Source organism: Curtobacterium sp. NPDC098951 (assembly GCF_044759965.1).
Taxonomy (GTDB): Bacteria; Actinomycetota; Actinomycetes; order Actinomycetales; family Microbacteriaceae; genus Curtobacterium.
In genome coordinates this window covers 69,808-90,379 of the sequence record NZ_JBIWAG010000004.1, presented here as the reverse complement: position 1 = coordinate 90,379, position 20,572 = coordinate 69,808, and the positions used below count along the sequence as shown (strand labels likewise).

Annotated in this window: 15 protein-coding genes and 1 tRNA gene; 11 read left to right on the top strand and 5 right to left on the bottom strand. The window is 73.0% G+C overall.

Going from position 1 to position 20,572, the window contains the following annotated elements; genetic code table 11:
• Positions 1-222: 222 nt before the first annotated feature.
• Genes ACIQUC_RS12815 through ACIQUC_RS12805 form a run of 3 tightly spaced genes read left to right on the top strand, consistent with a single transcriptional unit; the run spans position 223 to position 4,894 of the window.
• Positions 223-1,215, top strand: coding sequence for an AAA family ATPase (locus tag ACIQUC_RS12815; RefSeq protein WP_402267452.1), 993 nt, complete (start codon positions 223-225; stop codon positions 1,213-1,215).
• Positions 1,215-2,546: a DUF58 domain-containing protein gene (locus ACIQUC_RS12810; protein WP_402267450.1), complete on the top strand. Its 1,332-nt coding sequence runs from the start codon at positions 1,215-1,217 to the stop codon at positions 2,544-2,546. Before ACIQUC_RS12815 ends, ACIQUC_RS12810 begins: the two co-directional genes overlap by 1 nt.
• Positions 2,543-4,894: a transglutaminaseTgpA domain-containing protein gene (locus tag ACIQUC_RS12805; protein WP_402267447.1), complete on the top strand. Its 2,352-nt coding sequence runs from the start codon at positions 2,543-2,545 to the stop codon at positions 4,892-4,894. The genes ACIQUC_RS12810 and ACIQUC_RS12805 overlap by 4 nt, the downstream gene beginning before the upstream one ends.
• Before the next feature lie 782 nt (positions 4,895-5,676).
• Here the strand turns inward: ACIQUC_RS12805 and ACIQUC_RS12800 are convergent.
• Complete coding sequence (locus tag ACIQUC_RS12800) at positions 5,677-6,306, bottom strand: TetR/AcrR family transcriptional regulator (protein ID WP_402267444.1); 630 nt, start codon at positions 6,304-6,306, stop codon at positions 5,677-5,679.
• 286 nt (positions 6,307-6,592) lie between these two features.
• On the bottom strand, positions 6,593-7,444 hold the full coding sequence (locus tag ACIQUC_RS12795) for a trimeric intracellular cation channel family protein (RefSeq protein WP_402267441.1): 852 nt from the start codon (positions 7,442-7,444) through the stop codon (positions 6,593-6,595).
• 69 nt (positions 7,445-7,513) lie between these two features.
• Between ACIQUC_RS12795 and efeU the strand changes: the two genes are divergently transcribed.
• The 3 genes from efeU to efeB are packed head-to-tail and all read left to right on the top strand — an operon-like array spanning position 7,514 to position 11,707.
• Positions 7,514-9,103, top strand: a complete 1,590-nt coding sequence (gene efeU / locus ACIQUC_RS12790; protein WP_402267438.1) for an iron uptake transporter permease EfeU — start codon at positions 7,514-7,516, stop codon at positions 9,101-9,103.
• Positions 9,090-10,313: an iron uptake system protein EfeO gene (efeO, locus tag ACIQUC_RS12785; RefSeq protein ID WP_402267435.1), complete on the top strand. Its 1,224-nt coding sequence runs from the start codon at positions 9,090-9,092 to the stop codon at positions 10,311-10,313. Before efeU ends, efeO begins: the two co-directional genes overlap by 14 nt.
• On the top strand, positions 10,310-11,707 hold the full coding sequence (gene efeB / locus ACIQUC_RS12780) for an iron uptake transporter deferrochelatase/peroxidase subunit (protein ID WP_402267432.1): 1,398 nt from the start codon (positions 10,310-10,312) through the stop codon (positions 11,705-11,707). The genes efeO and efeB overlap by 4 nt, the downstream gene beginning before the upstream one ends.
• Positions 11,708-12,013: 306 nt before the next feature.
• Here the strand turns inward: efeB and ACIQUC_RS12775 are convergent, their stop codons facing one another.
• Together ACIQUC_RS12775 and ACIQUC_RS12770 are read right to left on the bottom strand one after the other, a co-directional pair.
• Positions 12,014-14,359 carry a bifunctional metallophosphatase/5'-nucleotidase gene (locus ACIQUC_RS12775; protein WP_402267429.1) on the bottom strand — a complete coding sequence of 782 codons (2,346 nt, stop codon included), beginning with the start codon at positions 14,357-14,359 and terminating at the stop codon, positions 12,014-12,016.
• Positions 14,360-14,507: 148 nt separating this feature from the next.
• Positions 14,508-15,677, bottom strand: coding sequence for a Gfo/Idh/MocA family protein (locus ACIQUC_RS12770; protein ID WP_402267426.1), 1,170 nt, complete (start codon positions 15,675-15,677; stop codon positions 14,508-14,510).
• Between the two features lie 81 nt (positions 15,678-15,758).
• Between ACIQUC_RS12770 and ACIQUC_RS12765 the strand changes: the two genes are divergently transcribed.
• From ACIQUC_RS12765 to ACIQUC_RS12745, 5 genes are all read left to right on the top strand, one after another.
• A complete protein-coding gene (locus ACIQUC_RS12765) occupies positions 15,759-17,183 on the top strand; it encodes a glucose-6-phosphate dehydrogenase (RefSeq protein WP_402267423.1) in 1,425 nt (474 codons plus the stop codon).
• Between the two features lie 27 nt (positions 17,184-17,210).
• The gene (locus ACIQUC_RS12760; protein ID WP_402267420.1) at positions 17,211-17,996 is read left to right on the top strand and encodes a dienelactone hydrolase family protein; all 786 of its coding nucleotides are present in this window, start codon (positions 17,211-17,213) and stop codon (positions 17,994-17,996) included.
• Between the two features lie 88 nt (positions 17,997-18,084).
• A tRNA-Arg gene (locus tag ACIQUC_RS12755) sits at positions 18,085-18,157 on the top strand.
• 121 nt (positions 18,158-18,278) lie between these two features.
• Positions 18,279-18,719 (top strand): hypothetical protein, encoded by a 441-nt coding sequence (locus ACIQUC_RS12750; RefSeq protein WP_402267417.1) that lies wholly within the window; start codon positions 18,279-18,281, stop codon positions 18,717-18,719.
• The gene (locus ACIQUC_RS12745) at positions 18,712-19,137 is read left to right on the top strand and encodes a hypothetical protein (protein WP_402267415.1); all 426 of its coding nucleotides are present in this window, start codon (positions 18,712-18,714) and stop codon (positions 19,135-19,137) included. The genes ACIQUC_RS12750 and ACIQUC_RS12745 overlap by 8 nt, the downstream gene beginning before the upstream one ends.
• A gap of 209 nt (positions 19,138-19,346) precedes the next feature.
• Here the strand turns inward: ACIQUC_RS12745 and ACIQUC_RS12740 are convergent, their stop codons facing one another.
• Positions 19,347-20,453 (bottom strand): hypothetical protein, encoded by a 1,107-nt coding sequence (locus tag ACIQUC_RS12740; RefSeq protein WP_402267412.1) that lies wholly within the window; start codon positions 20,451-20,453, stop codon positions 19,347-19,349.
• Between the last annotated feature and the right edge of the window lie 119 nt (positions 20,454-20,572).

Sequence of the window (20,572 nt, the reverse complement as noted above, 5' to 3'; positions counted from 1 at the left end):
CCCGGGGGGGGGGGGGGGGGGGGGGGGGGGGGGGGGGGGGGGGGGGTGGGGGCGGGGGGGGGGGGGGGGGGGGGCGGCGGGGGGGCCCCCCGCCCCCCCCCCCCCCCCCGCCTCCAGTCCGCCGCCGTGTGTCCGGCGACGCAGTCGGTGACGCATCCTCCGGTCCCTGTCACCGGGCCGTTGTAGCATGCACGACACCTGTCCTGAGCCGAGGAGGCCTGCGTGCCGGAACCGACCGACCCCGCCTTCCCGATCGACCGCATCCGGGACGTCGGCGACGACATCATCGCCGCCGTGTCCACCGTCGTCGACGGGAAGACCGAGGCCATCCGCACCGCCCTGACGGTGATGCTGGCCGAGGGACACCTCCTCGTCGAGGACGTTCCCGGCGTCGGCAAGACGGTGCTGGCCAAGGCCCTCGGCGCGTCCGTCGGCGGATCCGTGAACCGCATCCAGTTCACGTCGGACATGCTGCCCTCGGACGTCACCGGGGTGAACATCTTCGACCAGTCCTCCGGCACGTTCCGCTTCTCGCCGGGACCGGTCTTCGCGAACGTCGTCATCGGCGACGAGATCAACCGCACCAGCCCGAAGACCCAGTCGGCGCTCCTCGAGGCGATGGCCGAGGCGCAGGTGACGGTGGACGGCGTGACGCGCAAGCTGGACAGCCCGTTCATGATCGTCGCGACGCAGAACCCGATCGACATGGAGGGCACGTACCCGCTCCCGGAAGCCCAGCGCGACCGGTTCATGGCCCGCCTGACGATGGGGTACCCGAGCGCCGACGCCGAGCGGCAGATGCTGACGAACCGCGGCGGCGGCGACCCGCTGGCGCACCTCCGTCCGATCGTCGACGTCGACGTCCTGCGCGACCTCATCCAGTCCGTGCGGACGGTGCACGTCGCGCCCGACGTCGAGGCGTACATCGTCGCCATCGTCCGGGCCACCCGCACGCACCCCGACATCGTCCTCGGCGCCAGCCCGCGGGCGACGCTGCACCTCGCCCAGGCCGCCCGCGCCCACGCGGCCCTGCTCGGCCGTCCCTTCGTCACGCCCGACGACGTCGCCACGCTCGCACCGGTGATCCTCGCGCACCGTCTCGTCCCGGTGGCCCGCGGCCTCGGCGGCACAGGTGACGACACCGTCCGCGACATCGTCGTGCGCATCGTGTCCGACACCGCCGTGCCGTTCACGGCGACCCCCGTCCGCTCCTGATGTCCGGAACCCCGGCGCCGACGTCGCTCGCCCTGCGTGCCGGTGCGGTGCGTTCCGGGGTGCTCCGCTACGGGCGGCGTGGACTGTCGCTGCTGCGCCGGACGCCGTTCCCGAGGCCGACGGTCCGCGGCTGGACCGTGATCGCGGTCGGCATCGGACTGATCGGCGGCGGGCTCGTCGGGACCACGAGCGTCGCCGTCTCCGCGGGCCTCCTGCTGCTCGTCCTCGTCGTGCTGGGCATCGTGATGGCGTTCGTCGTCGCCGCACCACTGCGTGGCAGCCGGAGCACGGCACGCGCGATCGTCCAGGTCGGCGAGGTGTACCGCGAGCGGATCACGCTCGGCGGGACGAGCCTGCCGATCGGCCCGCGGTCGATGCTCCTCGTGCGCGAACAGCTCGACGACGCGCTCGTGAGCATGGACACCGCCGAGACCTACGCCGCGGTCGGTCCCAACCTGCCGCCGGCGGTGCTCGACGTCGAGGCCCTCGCGATGCACCGCGGGCGGAGCGTCGTCGGTCCGGTGACGATCCGCGTCGAGGACCCGTTCGGCCTGCTCCGCATCGACCGCCCGGTCGTCGCCGCCGAAGAGGTCGTCGTCGTGCCGGCGTCGACCCCGCTGGGGACGCTCGACGCCGGAGCCCTCGCGGGTGCGGTCTCGGCCGACGAGGGCCGGGTGGGTCAGGGCGGCTCGGCGGACGACAGCGAACTCCGCCCGTACCGTCCCGGCGACCCGATCCGCCGCGTGCACTGGGCCCAGAGTGCTCGACGCGGCGAACTCCACGTCCGGCAGACCACACAGGCGCAGCCGCCCGAGGCGGTCATCGCGCTCGACGTCCGGCGGGAGTCCTACCAGCGGCTCGGGCGCGACGACCTCGCGGAGCTCTCGGACCTCGGCGGCGACGCCGCGTTCGAGCACGCGGTCGTGGTCGCCGCGAGCGTCGCACGGGCACTGGCCGCGCGGACCTCGCGCGTCGTGCTCGTCAGCGACGGACCCGCCGGCAGCACCCGGCACGCGGGGGACGCCGGCGGACTGACCGACGTGCTCGTGGGGCTCGCCGACGTCCGGGTCCGCTCCGACGCCCGCGAGGTCACCGAGGTCCTGCCCGACGTGCGGGGCCGCGACGTGCACGGCATGACGGCCGTCGTCACCGGCAACTGCACCGCCGAGCAGGCCGCCGAGCTCGTCTCGTCGACGACCGGCTCGAGCCGAGGGATCCTGGCGACGATCGTGCCGCCGGACCCGGTCGTCCGCGGGATCCTCGACCGTGGTGGCTGGCGGACCCTCGTCGTGCCGGTGGCCGGCGCCCACTCGCCCGGGAGTATCCGGTGAGCGGCGTCGCCACCCGTCCGGCACCCGCCCGGGGCGATGCCCGTCCCGACGCCGACCGTCGTGTCGACCGCCCGGACTCGCCGAGCCCGTGGGTCGTGGCGCTCGCCCCGGTGCCCGTCCTCATCGCCGCCCTCGCCATGCGCCCGCTCGTGCAGGGCATCGCCTGGTGGGTGTCCGGCGTCCTCGTCGCCGCCGTGCTCGTCGGCACGGTGCTCGCCGTCCGCCGTCGTGCGCCGGGCGTGCGGTTCGTGGCCCTCGTCGTCGCTCTCGTGGTCTGCTCCTGCGCCGCGGCGGTCGTGAACGACATCCAGCCGCTCGGCTGGCTCGACCGGAACGGTGCCCTCGGCGAGACCCTGGCCGCGATCCGGCTGAACCCGGCACCGCTGCCGCAGTCCGACGCGATCCGCCTCATCGTCACGGTCGCGATCGGCTGGGTCGCGGGCGTCTCGCTGTTCCTCGCCGCCGTCGCGCCGACCGCCGCCCTCGCGGCCGCTCCGGCGCTCGTGATCCTCATCGTCCCCGGGATCGTCACCGGGGCGCCGGCGGCACCCGGACTGGTCATCGCCACCGGCATCGCCTTCCTCGTCCTGCTCTGGCTCTCGGTCCGGCCCGTCCAGCGAGCCCTCCCGGCCGCGGTCGTCGGCGCGATCGGACTCGTGGTCGCCGTCGGGCTGCCCGCCATCGTGCCGCTCAACGCCAGCTGGTTGTCCGGGGTGACCGGGGCGATCCAGTCGCCGGTGCAGCCCGGACGGCCGGGCACCCTCCTCAACCTCGGGCAGGACCTCCGGCAGCCGAACGAGCTCGAGGTGTTCCGCTACCGGTCCTCGGACGGGCGTCCGGAGTACCTCAAGCTCGCGAACCTCGACGAGTTCGGCACCGGGGACTGGGTGCCGACGACGACCGACGCGGCGAAGTCCGAGACGGCCGACCAGCAGCAGTGGGCGGTCGGCATCAACCCCCGCCTGTCCAGTCGCGGCGACGTCACGATCCGGGTCACCGGCCTGTCGAGCAACTACCTGCCGGTCCCGTCCGGCGCGGTCTCGATCGAGTCGCGGTCGACGAACCTCGACCTGTCGCAGTGGCGCTGGATGGGGGAGTCGAGCACGGTGCGCTCCACCGGCCCGGCGACCCCGCGCGGTGCCACCTACGAGGTGTACGGCGCTTCGACGTGGTCCGGTGAGTACCTCGACGCGATCGCCAGCTCCGGCCTGCTCGGACGGGCGGACGGTCGCGGGTTCGCCACCCCGTCGGCGAACCAGCTCCGCATCGACCGCGAACTGCCCGACAAGCTGCCCAACAGCATCGCGCGGACGGCGCAGCGGGTCGCGGGCAGCGCTGGCTCGGACTACGAGAAGGCCCGCGCGCTCGAGCAGTGGTTCCGGAGCGACCTGTTCACCTACTCCGAGACCGCACCGGTCGAGCAGGGCTACGACGGCGACAGCATGGACGTCGTCGCGAAGTTCCTGCAGGTCCGCGAGGGCTACTGCGTGCACTTCTCGTCGGCGATGGCCGTGATGGCTCGGACGCTCGGCATCCCGTCGCGCATCGCGGTCGGCTACCGGGCGGGCACGACCCAGGCCGACGGCGAGTACACGGTGTCGAACCGCCAGCTGCACTCGTGGCCGGAGCTCTACATCAAGGGCGCCGGCTGGGTCGCGTTCGAGCCGACCCCCGACTCCGACGCAGCGGCCTCGCCCGCCACCGAGGCCAGCGCCACCCCCTCCTCCGCCGCTCCGGAGACGCCGCTGCCCGCACCCGGCGAGTCCGCTCCGGCCCAGACCGCCACCCCGACGCCGAGCGCCTCTGCCGCGCCGAGCGCCACCGGGTCGACCGGCGGTGGGGGCAACGGCCCGCTCGGACTCGCGGTCGGTCTCCTGCTGGCGGTCGCACTGCTCGTCTCGCCCGCGCTCGTCCGGACCCTCCGCCGTCGGACCCGGCTGGCCGCGGTGCACTCGGGTCGGTCGCCGGCGGTGAACGCCTGGCGCGAGGCCCTCGACGACGTCGCGGACCACGGGTACGCGCCGGGGTTGGCGCCGCCGGGAGACGCGGCCGCCGCAGCGCGCACGGCACGTGCGGTGCTCGGTCGGCTCCGGGCATCGGTACCCGCGACGGTGTTGCCGCACCTCGAGGCGATCGTCGACGCGGTCGACCGCGAGCGGTTCGCCGCGGCCGGTGCGGCGACGGTGGACTCCTCGGCGCTCCTCGCCGCCGTCCGGGAGGCGCGGGTCGCCCTCGACGCGTCGGCCTCCGGTGCGCGGTTGGTCCGGTCCCGGCTGCTGCCGCCGAGCCTGCTGCCGTCGTCGGCGTGGTCGCACGAGGGGCGGCGCGCGCGGCGCAGTGCCGCGTAGCGCTCGCGCTCGCGCGCGGTGCGCTGGCGCTGGCCGCTGGTGTGGTCGCGCTATCCGCACGGTGCTGCGTTGTTCGGTGGCGGCGGGGTTGGTTGCTCCGTGCGCCGCTGTAGCGGCGCACGGAGCAACCAGGGTCGCGCGGAGCGGCGAACCTCGCACGGTGCGTGCCGCCGCGCCCGCGCCGTGGCGCACTGGTGCGAACCGTGGGGCCGTGCCGCACGGTGCGGTGTTGTTTGGCGGCGGCGGGGTTGGTGGCTGGGTGCGCCGCTGTAGCGGCGCACGGGGCGGGCAGGGGCGCGCGGAGCGCCGAACCTCGCACGGTGCGCGCTGCGGCGCCGCGCCGCGCCCGCGCCGTGGTGCACTGGCGCGGCCCGTGGGGCCGCGCCGTACGGTGCGGTGTTGTTTGGCGGCGGCGGGGTTGGTGGCTGGGTGCGCCGCTGTAGCGGCGCACGGAGCGGGCAGGGTCGCGCGGAGCGGCGCACCTCGCACGGTGCGTGCCGCTTCGCGGCGCGCTGGTGCGGCCCGTGGGGCCGTGCCGCACGATGCGGTGTTGTTCGGTGGCGGCGGGGTTGGCGCACTGGTGGGGCCCGTGGGGACGTGCCGCACTGTGCGGGGTTGTTCGGGGGTGGCGGGGTTGGTGGCTGGGTGCGCCGCTGTAGCGGCGCACCCAGCGGGCAGGGTCGCGCGGAGCGGCGAACCTCGCACGGTGCGAGCTGCCGCGCTGCGCTGGCGCACGGCGCTACCGTTGCGCCGCCGCGCGCCGCGCCGCGCCGCGCCGCGCGCTAGCGCTGGCGCACGACCGCCTCGACGAGGGCCGCGACGACTTCGCCCGGGTTCACCCCGGGCAACGCCGCCGAGTCGAACACGATCCCCACGTTCGCCCCGATGAGCACCCGGGCGAAGTCCGCCAGCGGCATCCCGGCATCGATCTCCGGGTGCGCCCCGAACCACAGCTCCACGAGCTCGAGCACCCCGTCCTGCAGCTCCCGCCGCTGGCGCACGAACTCGGGCAGGAACTCGGGTCGGCGCATCGCGTACCCACGGAACTCCGAGAGCAGGGCGAACTGCGCGGTCTGGTCGTGCCGGCCGAACGCTGCCCGGACGACGTCGCCGATGTCCACGGCTGCGATGTCCGCACGCACGAGTTCCCGCAGCGAGCCGAGCACGAGGTTCGTCTGGCGCTGCATGACCTCGGCGACGAGGTCTTCCTTCGACGAGAAGTTCGAGTAGACGGCACCCTTGCTGAACCCCGCGCGGGCGGCGATCTCGTCGAGCCGGGCCTCGTACACGCCCTGCTCGGCGAAGACCTGGGCGCCGGCGACCAGCAGGCGCTCGCGCACCTCGGCTCGTGGGGTGCGGGGCGTGGGCGGCCCGGTGACGGAGGAGCTGGGATCGGAGGCGTCGTCGCTCATCGGTTCCTGATTCGACGGGGCCCGCCGTGATCCGTCGGGTCCGGCTTCGTCGGGCTGGCGTGAGGGTGGGTCACGACCATTGTGCTGGAGGCAGGGTGCGTCGGGAGACCTGCCGCGCCGCGCGTCTGATCCCGCGCGGCATCAGCGAAGCCCCCAACCACAGGTCCGTTCGGAACCGGCGCGTTCGGGTCGCGTCGGTGCTCCAGCGGACCATGGATGCCGGGTCGATACCCGGCGGTACCGATTGTACGACCGAGGACCGACAGATGACAGCCCCTCGGCGCGTTCAGCCGTCCGACGGTTCGACGGACCCGGACCCGGACCCGGACCCGGACCCCGACCCGGGTCCGGATTCGAACCCGAACCCGAACCCGGACCCCGACTCGTTCTCGTGGTGCACGCTCCCCGCGCCGGACCGTCGGCCCGGTCGTCGGAGCAGTCGGATGGCGTCCGGACGCAGCTTCCGACCCCGCTGGAGCAGGGAGCCGAGGGTGGACTTCGGCTGCCAGTCGCGACCGTTCGGCAGGCCCCACCCCCGTCGGACGGCACCCCAGCGCAGCCCGAGGGAGAGCACGATCGCCGCGATGATCCCGATCGACGGGGACCCGAGGTGGGACGCGACGACCATCACGGCGGACGCGGCGACGGCCACGGTGGCGTAGAGCGCGTTGCCGCCGAACACGGCGGGGACCCGACGGAGCAGCAGGTCCCGCATCGCACCGCCGCCGACCGCCGTGATCGTGCCCATGATGATCGCGGCCGGCCAGTCGAGCCCGGCGTCGAACGTCCGCTGCACCCCGACCACCGACCAGAAGCCGATGACCGCGGCGTCGAGCACGGTGAACAGCCGGTCCCAGGTCAGCTCCGAGAACGACACGAAGAAGGCGATGAGCGCACCGGCGATCGCGACCGGCGCGTACAGGGGATCGATGAGCGCGACGGGCGGCCCGTTCTGCAGCAGCGTGTCCCGCAGCATGCCGCCGCCGAGGCCGGAGACGAACCCGACGACCAGGAAGCCGAAGAGGTCGAAGTCCATCGTCCGGGCGAGCGAACCGCCGAGCAGCGCCGACGCGAACACCCCGGCGAGGTCGAGCACGTTCGTGACCGACGCCAGGCCATCGACGGACAGCAGGTTCATGAGAACCATCAAACCCCACGCCGGACGACTGGCGAGCCGGGCCGCGGTTAGGTTAGCCTCACCTTTGTCATGCTCGCCACTCTCGTCATCGGCCTCCGCGAAGGCCTCGAAGCGACCCTCATCGTCGGCATCATCGCCGCGTTCCTCCGTCGCAACCGCGTCCCCCTCGCCCCCATGTGGCTCGGCGTCGGGGTCGCCGTGGTGCTCAGCGTCGCCGTCGGCTTCGGCCTGCAGGTCGTCGAGCAGGCCCTGCCCCAAGCCCAGCAGGAGGGCATGGAGGCGATCATCGGCATCGTCGCCGTCGTCTTCGTCACGGGGATGATCGTCTGGATGCGCTCGCACGCGCGGAGCCTCACGACGGAGCTCGAGGCGAGTGCGACCGCGGCGCTCGGCCGCGGCACCGCCTGGGCCCTCGCCGGCATGGCCTTCCTCGCCGTCCTCAAGGAGGGCTTCGAGACCGCGGTCTTCCTGCTGGCGACGTTCCAGGCCTCGTCCGACACCGGGCTCGCGGCACTCGGTGCGGTGATCGGCATCGCGGGCGCCGTCGTCGTCGGGTACGGCATCTACACCGGCGGTGTCCGACTGAACCTGTCGAAGTTCTTCACCGGCACCGGGATCTTCCTCGTGTTCGTCGCCGGCGGGCTCGTGCTGACCGTGCTCCGCCGCGCGCACGAGGCCGGTTGGATCGTCATCGGGCAGCAGCGCACGGTCGACCTCGGCTGGCTCGCGCCGAACGGGTCCGTGCAGGGCGCCCTCGTCACCGGCGTCCTCGGCATCCCGCCGGACCCCCGGGTCATCGAGGTCCTCGGCTGGGTGCTCTACGTCGTCCCCGTCCTCGCGATCTCGCTGTGGCCGCGCGCCTGGCGGCCGTCCCGCACCCGGGTGCCGGCCGTCCGGACCGCCGTGGCCGCCGTCCTCGCCGTCGCCGCCGCGACGCTCGCGATCGCCGTCCCCACGGGCAGCGTCGACCTGCCGCACACGACCGCCGTCACGGGCGGCGCCGGCTCCGTCACCGCACAGGTCGACGGGGCGACCGCGACCATGCGCACCAGCGGCACGGGCCGGGAGGCGCGGGTCGCCTTCCCGGCGTCGACCCACCGGAGCGTCACCCGGCAGGGCGTGACCGCCGACCGCTGGCGGCGGACCGAGGACGGGTCGGCCGCGCAGCGGCCGTCGAGCCTGACGCTCGACGACCTGGTCGACCTGTTCGGGCGCGTCCCCGTCGGGGTCTCGCCGAGCACGAACCCCGGGCCGTTCACGGCCCGCTGGGTGGTCCGCGACACCGTCACCCTGTGGACGGTCCGGGGTGGGGTCCTGGACGCGAGCCGCACCGAACGCACGGTGCTCACGATCGCCGGTGGGGGCCTCCCGTCCGCTCGCACCACGACCCTGGACCGCACCGTCTGGGCGGTCCCCGCCACGCGTGTCGCGCAGTCCGCGACGGCCGTCGCGTCCGCGGACAGCCGCACCGCGGAACTGCTGCTCTGGAAGGCCTGGCTGCCGATCGCCCTCGGCGTCGCCGCCGCTGCCCAGGCGCTGCTGGCGCTCCGCGATCGCCGTCGCCGGCCGGCCCCCACGACCCACACCCCCGAAACCGACCCGTCGCGCGGCCCACCCGCGGACGACCCCACGAGGAGCCCTGAGTATGCCGTTCGGTAGGACTGCCCGCCCCCTGACCACCCTCGGCGCCCTGGGCGTCGTCACCGCCCTCGCCCTGACCGGCTGCGCGAACTCGTCCACGACGGCCGGTGACGGTGCGAGCAGCTCCGGCACGGTGTCCCGCGTCTCGGTCACGCTGACGAACGACGGCTCCGACACGTGCGCCGTGTCGACCACGAAGGTCCCCGCCGGGCCGGTCACGTTCACCGTCAAGAACGAGTCGTCGACCGCGATCACCGAGGTCGAGCTGCTGCAGGACCAGCGGATCCTCGGCGAGAAGGAGAACCTCGCGCCCGGGCTGGCCGCCGTGACGTTCACGGCCACGCTCACCGGCGGCAAGTACCAGGTGTACTGCCCCGGGGCCGACCGGGAGCTCACCGACTTCACCGTCACCGGCAAGGTGGCCTCGACGGCGAACAGCAGCGCCGCGACCCTGCTCGACGAGGGCACGAAGGGCTACGCCGAGTACGTCGACGGGCAGGTCACCGACATGGTCGCCGCGGTCGAGCAGCTGCAGAAGGACGTCGACGCGGGCGACCTCGCCGCCGCGAAGACCGACTACGCGAACGCCCGTCCGGTCTACGAGCACGTCGAGAGCGACGTCGACGGCTTCGTGAAGAAGGGCTACAAGGCCACCGACAACGCCGGCAACCTCGACTACCTCATCGACATGCGGGCCTCGAACCTCGACCCGGCCGTCGGGTGGAGCGGGTTCCACGCGGTCGAGAAGGACCTGTTCCAGGCCGGCGCCATCACCGCGTCGACCAAGAAGACCGCCGCCGACCTGACCGAGAACGTGCAGCTGCTCGCGAAGCTCGTGCCGACCCTCGACTACAAGCCGGAGGACCTCGCGAACGGTGCCGCCGGCCTCCTCGAGGAGGTCCAGTCGAACAAGATCACCGGCGAGGAGGAGGCGTACAGCCACATCGACCTCGTCGACCTCGCCGCCAACGTGGAGGGTGCCCGCCAGGCGTTCGCGTACCTCAAGCCCGGCCTGACGAAGCTCGACCCGACGCTGACGAAGCAGATCGCGACGCAGTTCGACCGGACGAACACGCTCATGGACGGCTACCGCGACGCCGACGACCTGGGCGGGTTCGCCACGTGGGACGCCGCCACCAAGGCGTCCGACGCGAACACCATCTCGCAGCAGGTCCAGGCGCTGCAGGACCCGCTGTCCCGCCTCGCCGAGAAGGTCGCCACGGCGTGACGACCCCGCACGACGCGACGACCCCGCACGACGCGACGACCCCGCACGATGCGACGACCCCGAACGACGTGACGACCACGCCCGACGAGCAGCCCCGCGACCAGCCGGGCCCCGCTTCGCTGTCCCGGCGCGGGCTCTTCGGCGCCGGCGTGACCGCGGGCGTCGCGGCGGCCGGAGCCGGCATCGGCGCGGCGGCTGGGGTGGCCGGGGCGACCGCCGCGACCGGGGTGAACCCGTTCACCGCGGCGACGAACGGCGACGAGTCGATCGACCTCTCCCAGAGTCACCCGTTCTACGCGACCGCCGCGCGGCAGCCGCAGGGCGGTGTCCGGACCGCGCCGCAGCGCTACTGCGTCTTCATGACCTTCGACCTGTCGTCGACCGTGACGACCGACCTGCAGGTGCTCCTCGCCAGGTGGTCGGCGTCGATCGCGCAGCTGCAGGCCGGCAAGACCGTCGGCAGCGTCGAACCCGCGCACGGCGACGGCGTCGGCGCGGACACGGGGGAGGCGCTCGACCTCGGTCCCGCGTCCCTGACCGTCACGGTCGGCCTCGGCCCGGGGATCTTCGACGAGCGGTTCGGCCTGGCGTCGAAGCGACCGGAGCACCTCGCCGCGATCCCGACCCTGCCGAGCGACAACCTCGACGCCGGCCTCACCGGTGGGGACCTGTCCCTGCAGGCCTGCGCGGACGACCCGCAGGTGGCGTACCACGCGGTCCGCGACCTCGCCCGGATGGCAAGGGGCACCGCGACCGTCCGGTGGACGGTGCTCGGCTTCGGCCGGGCCTCGGCCGGTCCGGACCAGTCGACGCCCCGCAACCTGATGGGCTTCAAGGACGGCACCCGCAACATCACCACCGACGAGGACTACGACCGCTTCGTCTGGCTCGACGAACCGGGTCCCGGCGCCGGGTGGATGCGGGGCGGGACGTACCAGGTGGTGCGGAAGATCCGGATGAACATCGAGATCTGGGACGCGGACGTCGTCAGTGACCAGCAGCGCGTGTTCGGACGCACGAAGATCGAGGGCGCTCCGCTCTCGGGCGGGACCGAGCACACCACGCCGGACTTCGACGCCGCGCACCGGGACGGCACGACCAAGATCGACCCCAAGTCGCACATCGCGCTCGCCGCGCACGAGGCGAACGGTGGCGTCAAGATCCTCCGTCGCGGCTACAACTACACGGACGGGCTGAACCAGTACGGGCAGCTCGACGCCGGGCTGCTCTTCGCCGCGTACATGAACGACCCCGCGCACTTCACGACGCTGCAGCGGAAGCTCGGCGCCTCGGACCGGTTGAACGAGTACGTGTCGCACATCGGGAGCGCGGTGTTCGCCGTCCCTCCGGCGCCGCGCAAGGGCTCGTACATCGGCGAGCAGCTCTTCCGCTGACGACGTGAGATGGGTGCCCTCCGTCGTTTCCCTGGAGACGGAGAGCACCCGCGTCGCGGAGTCCCCCGGTCGGAACCACCGTCCGGGATGAGAGGCGACCCAGCGCGACGCGTCGCGATGCGACAGGGCTGAGCGTACCCCGCAGATCGCCGGTCCAGCGGGGAACCACCGTGATGGGACACGTTGTCCCGGCCGCCCGCGGACCGTGTGTCGGTCCTGCGGGCCGGAACCGTGCCTCCTGGACCCACGAGAGCGGGTCGTCCCACGTGGGTGGGACGACCCGCTCGATGGCCGGGAGGCGCGGCGTCAGTCCGTCAGGTCCGTCGCCTCCGGCTCGGTGCGCTTCCGGCGGACGAGCGCCAGCGCCGCGAGACCCGCGAGGAGCAGCAGGCCTGCCGCGACGGCCGGGGCCACGATGTCGGCGCCGGTGAAGGCGAGTGCGCCACCGGCGTTCGCCGGGACCGCGCCGTCGACGATGCCGTCACCGTCGGTGTCGCCACCGACCGTGCCGCCCGTACCGCCGCCCGCTCCCGGGGTCCCAGGCGTGCCGGGGTCGGTGGGATCGGTCGGGTCCGTCGGGTCCGTCGGGTCCGTCGGGTCGACGGCTGCGGCGACCGGGATCGTCACCGCGAGCGTGATCGTCTGCCCGTCCGGCAGCGTGACGACGAGCGGCTCGTCGGTCGTGGCCGCCGGGGCGACGGCTGCGGCGAGGGTGGTCGTCGCGGCTGCCCGGCCGAGCGCGGTCGCGGGTGTCGCGGTCGCGCCGGGGACGAGGAACGACAGGGTCGCCCGTCCCTGCTCGTCCGTGGTGTCGATGATCGTCGTGTCGATCGCCGCGCGGTCGAGTTCCTTCCCACCCGCGCTGACCGTGACGGTGCCGCCCTGGTCGGGTTCGTTGCTGAACGTCAGCGAGGAGAGCTCGATGGTGACCCGGTCGCCCGGCTGGAACCCACCGTCGGGCGTCGCGGTCGTCCGGACGCCGGTCGAGCGCTGGTCGTCCGCGACGACCACCGAGGGGTTGGCCCGGAAGTACTCGACCTGTGCCTCGAGGTCGACCGTCCCGCTGTCCTGCTTCGCCGCTGCCCGCGTGAACGCCGCGAAGTTGTCGCCGCCCCCGGCGAGGAACGAGTTGACCGTGACCCTGTAGGTCGTGTCCGCCACGATCGGCTTCCCGTCGAGGGTCATCGTCGTGACGTGCGAGCCCGCGGCTGCGTCCGGGTCGTAGGTGTACCCGAAGCCGTCCGAGGCGCCGAGCTTGAGGAACGGCCGGCTCGACCCGGTCGGCTGCCACTGCTCCTCGAGCGCCTGGCGGATCTGCGCGCCCGTCAGGTCGAGGACCACGAGGGTGTTGGCGAACGGCTGGACGACCGCGGCCTCCTTGTAGGTGACCGCGCCCGAGGCGATGTCCGCGCGGAGCCCGCCGGGGTTCATGAACGCGAGTTGCGAGCCCTGTCGGGTGGTCGCGGCACGCTGCACCTCGGCGACGAAGTTGCCCATGGTGGACTCGCCGCCGCGGTTCTCCGAACCGTTCGACTGGACGGCGCGCTTGAGGTCCCGGTCGACCGTGCCGAGCTCGACGGCACCGAGCTCGTCGGCCTCGGTCACGGCAGCCGAGACGGTGGCCTGCACGTCGGCGTCCGGCGTGAAGGTGCCGTCGACGAGCCGGATGTTCTCGGCCACGGACGGGGTGACCGTGCCGTCGGCCGCGACCTGCAGCTGCACGTGCCCGAGGTTGAAGCCGTACGAACCGGTCTGGATCACCGGACGCTCGACGTCGCTCCCCGTCGGGGCGACCCAGTGCACGTACGTCTGGTGCGTGTGGGCGGACAGGATGGCGGAGACTCGCGGGTCCACGCCCCGCACTGCCTTCGCGAACTCGGAGTCGCCGTCGAGGTCCGTCGCGGCGCTGCTCTCGGCGCCGTCGTGCACGAGCAGGACGAGGACGTCGGCCTCACCGTTGCCGTCGACGCCGTCGGTGAGGTCGGCCGCGACCTTGTTCACCTCGGTCGTGATGTCGCCCATCTCGAGCCCCTGGATGCCGTCCGGGCTCACGAGGCCCTGCCCGACGAGGTCGACCGTGGCACCGATGAAGCCGACGCGCTTGCCGCTGATCTCCTCGATGGCGTAGGGGGCGAAGGCGGGCTCGCCGGTTGCCTTGTCCAGGATGTTCGCGGAGACGTAGTCCCACTCGGCCTTGCGCACGCCCTCGCCCTGGCCGCCGATCACGCGGTCGCGCAGGTCGTCCTGGCCCTTGTCGAGCTCGTGGTTGCCGATCGCGCTGACCGACAGGTCCATCTGGTTCAGCACGTCGATCGTCGGCTGGTCGTCCTGGATGAAGGACTCGAAGGTCGAGCCGCCGATGTTGTCGCCCGCGCTCACGAACGCGCTCGTCGTGGGGTCGTCGCCCCGGAGCTCGTCGAGCGCCCCGGCGAGCACGGCCGCGCCCGCGGCGTCGCCGTCGCGGGGCGGCGTGCTGATGGACTGCGCGATGCGGCCGTGGAAGTCGTTGACGTCGTAGAGGTCGATCGTGGTGTCCCCGTCGGCGGCCAGCGCGGCGGACGGGACGGACAGGGCGACGAGCACGCCGGCGGTGGCGAGTGCTGCGCCACTGACGAGGCGCCGTCGTCGGCGCGAGGAGGTGTGAGCGTTCATCGCCCACGAACCTATGAACTCGTACAGCGACGCGCCAGGGTGTGCCGCAACACGTCACGTGGTGTTCACACACGCAACACGCGGGCCGCACGCCGCTGGAGGCGTCGCGCCTCGGGCGTCGGGCGTCAGGCGTCCGACGTCCCGCTCGTCACGGGATCTCCCGCCACGTGCCGTCGGCAGCGCTGCCGACCACGGCGTCGATGACGTGCGCGGCCCGGGCCCCGTCCGCGAACGTCGGGAGCCCGTCCGGCCAGCCCTCCGGGTCGGGCCCGCTCCGGACCGCCTCGTACGTGTCCGCGACGAACGCGGCGAACGCGTCGAGGTAGCCCTGCGGGTGCCCGGCCGGTACGACCGCCAGCCGGCGCTGGTCCGGGACACCGAGCGACGGGTCCCGCACGACGATCTGCGCACCCCGCTCGTTGCCGAACCACGCCGACTCCGGCTGTTCCTGGTCGAAGGCGGCGGACCCGCGGGTGCCGTCCACCTCGAACCACAGCCGGTTCTTCCGACCGGACGCGACCTGCGAGATGACCACGTTGCCGATGCGCCCGGCGCCGGTCCGGAAGGTCGCGACGGCGGTGTCCTCGGTCGTCACCTCGGCGCGCTGCGAGGCGTCGGCGACCGGGTCGGGATCGGGGGAGCCGGAGAACGACGGACCGGACGCCGCCGGCCTGGTCGGGTAGACGATGTCGGTCGCCGCGGACACCGACGCGAACCGCTCACCCGTGACGAACTCGACCAGGTCGCACCAGTGCGACCCGATGTCGGCGAACGCCCGCGAGAGGCCGCCGGACCCCGCGTCGACCCGCCACGAGGACGCGTCCTCGTCGAGCATCCAGTCCTGCAGGTAGTGGCCGTGCACGGCGAGGAGTCGTCCGAGGTCGCCGTCGGCGATGCGACCGCGGATCTCGCGGATGATCGGGTGGTAGCGGTACACGAACGGCACGGTCGCGACGACACCGGCCCGACGCGCGGCCTCGACCAGCTCGTCGGCCTCGGCGGTGTCCATCGCGAGCGGCTTCTCGCAGACCACGTTGATGCCGGCGGAGACGACCGCGAGCGCCTGCGGGTGGTGCTGGTCGTTCGGCGTGCAGACGTGCACGACGTCCGGAGCGTCCGCGATCACCTCGTCGAGCGACGCGTAGCCACGGGGGAGGTCGAGCTGCGCGGCGACCTGCTCGGAACGGGACGGACTCCGGCCGAGCACGCCGAGGACCTCGGCCCCGGCCGCGCGGGCAGCCCGCGCGTGGACCCCGGCGATCATGCCGGTCCCGACCACGGCGACGCGCAGGCGTCGCTCTCCGTACCCACTGCTCATGGTGCTCCCTCGCGCCGGACTGGACCCACCGTACCGACGACTCCCGGCCACACGCCGGAACGCGTGAGTACGTTCTGGGGCATGTCGAGCCTCCAGACCTCCCTGCTCATCCTCGGTGCCAGCGGCGACCTGTCCAAGCGACTGCTGCTGCCGGGCCTCGCCACGCTCCTCGAGGTGAAGGACGACTGGGACGTCCAGCTCGTCGGCGCCGGTGTGGAGGACATCTCGGACGCCGACTGGAAGGCGCAGGTCCGGACGTCCTTCGAGAACGCGCAGGCGTCGAAGAACGAGGAGGACGAGGGGGCTGCGGACGGTGGCGAGCACCTCAACAAGCGGCTCCTCGACGTCATCGACGCCTCGAGCTACCGCAAGGCCGACGTCACCGACGCGGACGACCTGCGTGCCCTGCTCGGCGTGTGCGAGCACGACCCCGCGATCTACTTCGCGCTGCCGCCCGCCGTGACCGAGAAGAGCTGCGAGGTGCTGAAGGAGCTCGACCTGCCGTCGGGGACCCGCCTGGCGCTCGAGAAGCCGTTCGGCACCGACGCCCAGAGCGCCGAGCACCTGAACGACGTCCTGCACTCGTTCCTCCCGGAGGAGCGGATCCACCGTGTCGACCACTTCCTCGGCCGCTCCACCGTCCTGAACCTGCTCGGCCTGCGGTTCGCGAACCGCATCATCGAACCGCTGCTGTCGTCCGCGCACGTCGCCCGCGTCGACATCGTCTACGACGAGACGCTCGGCCTCGAGGGGCGTGCGCGCTACTACGACAAGGCGGGCGCGCTCGTCGACATGATCCAGAGCCACCTGCTGCAGGTGATGGCCGTGGTCGCGATGGAGGCGCCCGCCTCGATCGACGCGGACGACCTGCGCACCCAGAAGGAGCTCGTGCTCCGTGCCGTCCGGCCCTGGGGCGGCGACGTCGTCGCGGCCGGCAAGCGTGCCCGGTACACCGCGGGGACGATCGGCGACCGCTCGCTGCCGTCGTACACCGACGAGGACGGCGTGGACCCGGACCTCGGCACCGAGACGCTCGCACAGCTCACCCTCGAGATCGCGAACTGGCGCTGGGCCGGCGTGCCGTTCACACTCCGCTCCGGCAAGGCCCTCGCCGCGCAGCGCCGCGAGATCGTCATCACCTTCAAGGACTCGCCGCACGTGCCCGTCGGCCTCACCGGCGCCGAACTGCCGGACCGGCTCCGGATCTGGATCGCCCCCGACGAGATGCAGCTCGAGCTGAACGTGAACGGGGCCGGCGACCCGTACTCGATCGACCACACGAGCCTCGACGTCACCTTCAACCCCGGACGGCTGAGCGCCTACGGTGAGGTGCTGGCCGGCGTGCTCGAGGGCGACGCGACCCTCTCCGTCCGCGGGGACAGCGCCGTGCAGGGCTGGAAGGTCGTCGAGCCGTTCCTGCAGGCATGGCGCAGCGGGAAGACACCGCTGGACGACTACGCCGCGGGCTCCGAGGGGCCCGCTTCCTGGGACAACATCGACTGCTGACGGTCCGCGCGGCGTAGGTTCCGAGGCGTGACCACGATCGACGACGTCCTGCAGACCGTTCCCGAACCCGCCGGAGCCGACGTGCGCGTCGACCCCGTCCGCTACGACCACGAGGGCACCGCGCTGCTCGGCGTGCTGGCGAAGGACGCCGCGATCGCGGGCCGACGCCCGGCCGTCCTCGTCGTGCACGACTGGCACGGCGTGAACGAGCACGTCGAGGCCCGCGTGACGATGCTCGCCCGGCTCGGGTACGTGGCGTTCGGCGCCGACGTCTACGGCGAGGGCGTCCGGCCGGGCGACGACACGGCTGCGGAGGTCGCCGGGTCGTACTACCAGGACCTCCCGCTCATGCGCGCCCGCGTGCAGGCCGGCCTCGACCGTCTGCTCGAGGACCCCGACGTCGACCGGACCAAGGTGGTCGTGATGGGGTACTGCTTCGGAGGGTCCGCGGCCCTCGAACTCGCACGCACCGGAGCCGACATCGTCGGCGCGGTGTCGTTCCACGGTGGCCTCATCGTGCACGACCCCTCCGACGCGTCCGCGATCCGCGCGAAGCTGCTGGTGCTCACCGGCGCATCCGACCCGGTCGTCCCCGACGAGACCGTCGTCGCGTGGGAGGACGAGATGCGTGCAGCACCCGAGGTCGACTGGCAGCTCGTGAGCTACGCCGGCGCGATGCACGCCTTCGCGGTACCCGGGACGGACGCGCCGGACCACGGTGCTCAGTACCAGGCACGCGCCGACCGCCGCTCGTGGCGTGCGCTCGAGGTGTTCCTCGCCGAGGTCTTCGACGAGGAGCTCGCCGCGCACTGAGGCCGACACGCCGACGGTGGCGCTCGGGCGGCCTCGATTGGCGCCCGAGCCGCAGCTGTTGTAGAGTCTTCCACGGCCGCAAGGCCACGCGCTCGTAGCTCAATGGATAGAGCATCTGACTACGGATCAGAAGGTTGGGGGTTCGAGTCCCTTCGAGCGCACAGCACCACCGAACCGAATGAAGGCCCCGTCGCACCGCGACGGGGCCTTCGTCGTTCCGCCGCGCGAGTTCGTATGCGAACTCGTTGCAGCTCCTTCTCGGTGCTGACTAGTTTCGTGTCCATGGCACGGCGGACCCAGCAGCAGCGGCGAGATGAGCGGCGTGCGCGTGCCACGGCGGAGCGAGCCACCGCCGACCAGACTCGAGGTGGATACCGCCCGCCGGACCGGTCCTCCTGCAGCGAGCGCTCCTGGTACCAGAGCGTCGACGACGCCGACACCGTCCGGCTCGACCACCGCCTCTTCAGGAGCGGCGGGAGGCTGGTCGACTTCGCCATCCTCGTCCACACCCTCGACATCGACGGTGCGTGGATCGAAGCCGCTCGTGTCGACTGCTGCCACGGGCACGTCCACCTCCACCACACCTCGGGCGAGGTGAGCGGCATCGGGCCGGTCCACGAAGTCGACGATGTGGCCGCTCTCTTCGCCGTGGCATCGGACCAGGCCACGCGGTACGCCGTTACAATCCGGGACATGAAGGGCAGGGATGAACGCGATGTCTGAGCTGGACGCGTTCCGCGCGGAGATCAACCGGTCGCTCGCCGTCGGTGACTTCGCAGCGGTCGAACTCGAGGTCGTCGACATCGAAGGCCGCACGCCGGTGGTCGTGGCCCTGGCAGAAGAACGTCTCCCGGTGCTGTTGCGTCGGATCGAGTCGGTGGGCGGCTACGCGAACGTCTTCGTGAAGACCGTCGGCGGCGTTCGTCGTGTCGCCGTGATGGACGTCGATGGCGCGCTCGACGTCCGGTCCGCCGATGACATGCGGCCGGCAGCTGAGCAGCCGAGCGCGGACAGCACGGTCGGTGCGTTCGTCGACTACCTCGCGCACCGGGTCGGCGGTGTCGTCCTACCGGCTCGCCTGGCGACCGCGTCGCGCAGCGCTCTTCCCGCACGTCAGGTGGAGATCGTGGCCGCCCGCTGACCGCGGGGCGACCGCGTCAGCGCAGGCGCGCCGCCTGCTACCGATCCTTCTCGTGCTCTCGCACCACCGCGCTCACCGCGAACCGCAGGAGCAGCGACACGAACCACCAGAAGCTCACCACGGCAGCAGCGCCGGCGAGCGATGCCCGAGCGTCCGCACAGGAACGCCGTGGTCGCCGGTCGCCGGCCGCCGGACGTCGAGCAGCCCGGTCAGGACAGGGTGATCGCCACGATCAGCGCGACGAACCCCAGCGACACCGTCCCGACGATGAGCACCGTCCCGGCACCCCAGGTCGTCCGGAGCCGCCGTCCGGGCTTCGCGACCTCCCGCACCCGCACGACCGGACCGCGATCGGCCCCGGTGGTGGTGTCGGCAGCTGCCTCGGTCCGCTCGTCCCGCCACCGTGCCCAGCGCTCGACGCGATCGTCGAGGGCGTCGACCGCCGCCGCGAGGGCCTCCCACCGCTCGGGCCGGTCCGTGATCAGGTCACGGGCGCTGATCAGGTACATCCAGTCGTCCACGATCTCGACGTCGAGCCCCCGCAGGTGGTCGACGAGCCGCGCCATCACGTCCGGCGTGAACAGGTACAGCGCGTCGCGTTCGTACCCGGCGGGGCAGTACAGGCGGAAGTACCGGTCGAAGTCGCCCTCCAACGACAGCACCTGCGAACCTCGCACGACCGACGAGGTGTGCAGCGGGCGCCGGGGGCCTTCCTCGGACCGGAGCAGGATGTTCGGCAACGCCACCGGCAGGCGCATCGCGCAGTACCCGCCGAACGCCGGCGAGGTGTTCGTCATGGTCGACCGGACGAGCTCGTGGTTCGCGAACTCCAGGCCTCGGGGCCCGGGGGTCCGGAGCACCCGGTAGCAGTTCAGCGCGCCGCGTCGACGGAGCGGGGCGTCCCGACGGGTTTCGGTCGGACCCGGGCTGTAGGTCATGCCGTTGGCCACCGCGAACCGGGCGAGGCGGTGGTGCACCCGCTTCCGCGGGCGTCGGCGCCGCACCCGGATCCACGCCCAGGTGCAGAGCATCCCGGCCAGGCAGACGAAGGCACCGATCACGCTCTGCACGAGGGCGGCGGTCGCCACGTCCTCGCCGCCCTCGGCGACGGTGGCGGTGATGACGAGGGCGAACGCGAGCAGGCCGATCGGCAGGCAGAGTGCTCCGGCGCCGAGGACGATCCGTCGGACGAGTCCGACCAGGTCGCGCGCCTCGGGATGCTCGGCGACGAGGGCCTTCCAGGTCCGTCTCGCGTCACGGCGCCGGACCGGCTCGGTGAGGGCGGTGGTGTCGATCGGTGTGCGCAGTGCCTGCACGGTTCCCCCCGGTTCGTGACCTCACGACCCTACCGGGTGGGCGGACGGACGGGGGGGGGGGGGGGGCCGGGGGCCCCCCCCCCCCCCCCCCCCCCCCCCCCCCCGGCCCCCCCCCCCCG